This window comes from Blautia aquisgranensis (genome assembly GCF_040096615.1).
In the GTDB taxonomy this organism is placed as follows: domain Bacteria; phylum Bacillota; class Clostridia; order Lachnospirales; family Lachnospiraceae; genus Blautia_A; species Blautia_A aquisgranensis.
On sequence record NZ_JBBMEJ010000041.1, the window covers coordinates 1 to 2293 of the forward strand.

Below are 2293 nucleotides of genomic sequence, written 5' to 3' on the forward strand. Positions count from 1 at the left end.
TCCTTAGCTCAGTCGGTAGAGCATGCGGCTGTTAACCGCAGTGTCGTTGGTTCGAGTCCAACAGGGGGAGTTTTTTTATTTCCTGTAAACTTTATGTTTGCAGGATTTTTTTGTATAATAAAAATAAAAGATGATGCAGATAAACGCAGATGGAGGGGCTTTTGTGAAGGTTTTGAATTTTGGATCACTGAATTTGGATTATGTATATCAGGTAAACAGTATTTTGATTCCGGGAGAGACACAGGCATCGACTGACCGTAAGATTTTTTGTGGAGGAAAGGGCCTGAATCAGTCGATTGCTCTGGCGAAAGCAGGAGTGCCGGTTTATCATGCAGGAATGATCGGGGACGGCGGAGAAATTCTGCTGGAAACCTGCCGTGATAATCATGTAAATACTGAATTTATCCGCCAGATTTCCGGTCCATGCGGACATACGGTAATACAGGTAGATCAGAATGGCCAGAACTGTATTTTGCTTTATGGTGGTGCAAATCAGAGCATTACGAAAGAATTTGCGGACGAAGTGCTTTCACATTTTGAAAAGGGAGATATGCTGCTTTTACAAAATGAGATAAACGAGCTGGATTATATTATAGAAAAAGCCAGTGAGAAAGAAATGCAGATTATTTTGAATCCTTCACCTTATAATAATAAACTGGATAAATGTAATCTGAATAAAGTTACCATGTTCCTGGTAAATGAGATTGAAGGTGGACAGATCACAGGAGAGAATAATCCGGACGAAATTCTGAAGAAATTCAGTCAGATGTATCCACAGGCATCCGTAGTGCTGACGCTTGGAGGAGATGGAGCTGTATACCAGGATAAAACCGGCGTATACAGACAGGGAATTTTTCCGGTGAAGGCTGTTGATACTACGGCGGCCGGAGATACTTTTACCGGTTATTTCCTTGCATCTGTTCTGGAAGGAATGAGCCCGCAGGAAGGCCTTAGAATGGCCGCAAAGGCATCTTCTATTGCTGTTTCCAGGCCGGGAGCAGCGGCATCTGTGCCAATGCGGAATGAGGTTATGGAGGCACTGGAGAGGGTATAAGATAGAATAAAAAGATATTGCGACAGAATACAATCGAAAAATAATATAGCGCAGCGAAGATTCATAGTTCGCTGCGCTATATGCTACTATAATAAGTAATATGAGTCTCTTGATAAAATTATCTAATAAAATTGGTTTTGATCTTTTCTTCAGTTTCCGGCGCATTGATGCCAACGTTCTTTCCAGCCTCAATGCATTTCAGAAGCCATGCCATATTGTTGCCAAGTGTACGCATGATCTGGAGACCTTCCTCATCCTTACGAACTTCGTCAGGGGTGTTACCATGAACCATGGTCCAGTAATTTCCGGAAACTACCGGCATCTGATGATAAGTGAAATATTTAGTCAGAACATCCAGAGTTGCAGTTGTGCCGGCACGTCGTGCGGAAGCAACAGCTGCGGCTGGCTTGTGGATCATATATTTTCCTGCCATGGAAGCAAATTTATCCATGAATTCCATGATCTGTCCGGATGGGGAAGCCCAGTAAACAGGAGAGCCGACAACAAGAGCATCAGCCTCTTTCATTTTTTCAGCTGCGGCTGCGACATTTTCACGGGAAGGATCTCCGGCCTGGAAAATCTCAGCTTCGATACCATTCTTTTTTAATGTGTCGGCAACTTCTGTAAGTGCTGTATAGGTGCAGCCTTCTTTGCGCGGACTGCCGTTCAGTAATAAAACCTTCATTATAATGATCATCCTTTCAAAATTCTTTTAACATCATTATATACGTACAAAAAATAAAGTCAATCTCTTGAAGGATGCTCATAGATGATGAAAAAAATGAGAATTGCAATGCGAAACGTGTTGCGGATCACGGAGTGAACAGTAAAACTTCCGCATTTTATAAGGGTTTGAGGCCAGTTTTGCAGGTTTGTAAAAAAAATTGAAATTTTTCAAAAAAATGCTTGCAATTATAAAAAAGGTATGGTATTATTTAACTCGTCGCTGAGGGAAATACAAAACAGCGAAAAACAAATAAGAAATATGGCTCCATGGTCAAGCGGTTAAGACACCGCCCTTTCACGGCGGTAACAGGGGTTCAAATCCCCTTGGAGTCACTTAAAACTAAATGAGATTTTCATTGACTCGATTCAACATTTGGTGTTTATACGCCGATGTGGCTCAATTGGCAGAGCAGCTGATTTGTAATCAGCAGGTTATCGGTTCGAGTCCGATCATCGGCTTTTTGGACCTTTAGCTCAGTTGGTTAGAGCAACCGGCTCATAACCGGTCGGTCC

General features: G+C 42.2%; 2 protein-coding genes and 3 tRNA genes. 4 read left to right on the plus strand and 1 reads right to left on the minus strand.

Translation table 11 applies throughout. From position 1 onward, the window contains the following. Positions 1-70 (plus strand) — tRNA-Asn (locus tag WMO28_RS16710). A 93-nt stretch (positions 71-163) separates the two neighbouring features. Beyond that, entirely contained in the window at positions 164-1054 is an 891-nt protein-coding gene (locus tag WMO28_RS16715; protein WP_178644346.1) for a PfkB family carbohydrate kinase, read from the plus strand. 118 nt (positions 1055-1172) lie between these two features. Here the strand turns inward: WMO28_RS16715 and WMO28_RS16720 are convergent, their stop codons facing one another. Beyond that, positions 1173-1739 (minus strand): NAD(P)H-dependent oxidoreductase, encoded by a 567-nt coding sequence (locus WMO28_RS16720; protein ID WP_178644344.1) that lies wholly within the window; start codon positions 1737-1739, stop codon positions 1173-1175. 302 nt (positions 1740-2041) lie between these two features. Here WMO28_RS16720 and WMO28_RS16725 point away from each other — a divergent pair. Both WMO28_RS16725 and WMO28_RS16730 read left to right on the plus strand, forming a co-directional pair. Beyond that, positions 2042-2113 (plus strand) — tRNA-Glu (locus WMO28_RS16725). A gap of 53 nt (positions 2114-2166) precedes the next feature. Continuing rightward, positions 2167-2239 (plus strand) — tRNA-Thr (locus WMO28_RS16730). Positions 2240-2293: the final 54 nt, after the last annotated feature.

Excerpts from the sequence above, each read along its gene's own strand:
- WMO28_RS16720 (WP_178644344.1), bottom strand. The coding sequence starts at position 1,739 with ATGAAGGTTTTATTACTGAACGGCAGTCCGCGCAAAGAAGGCTGCACC.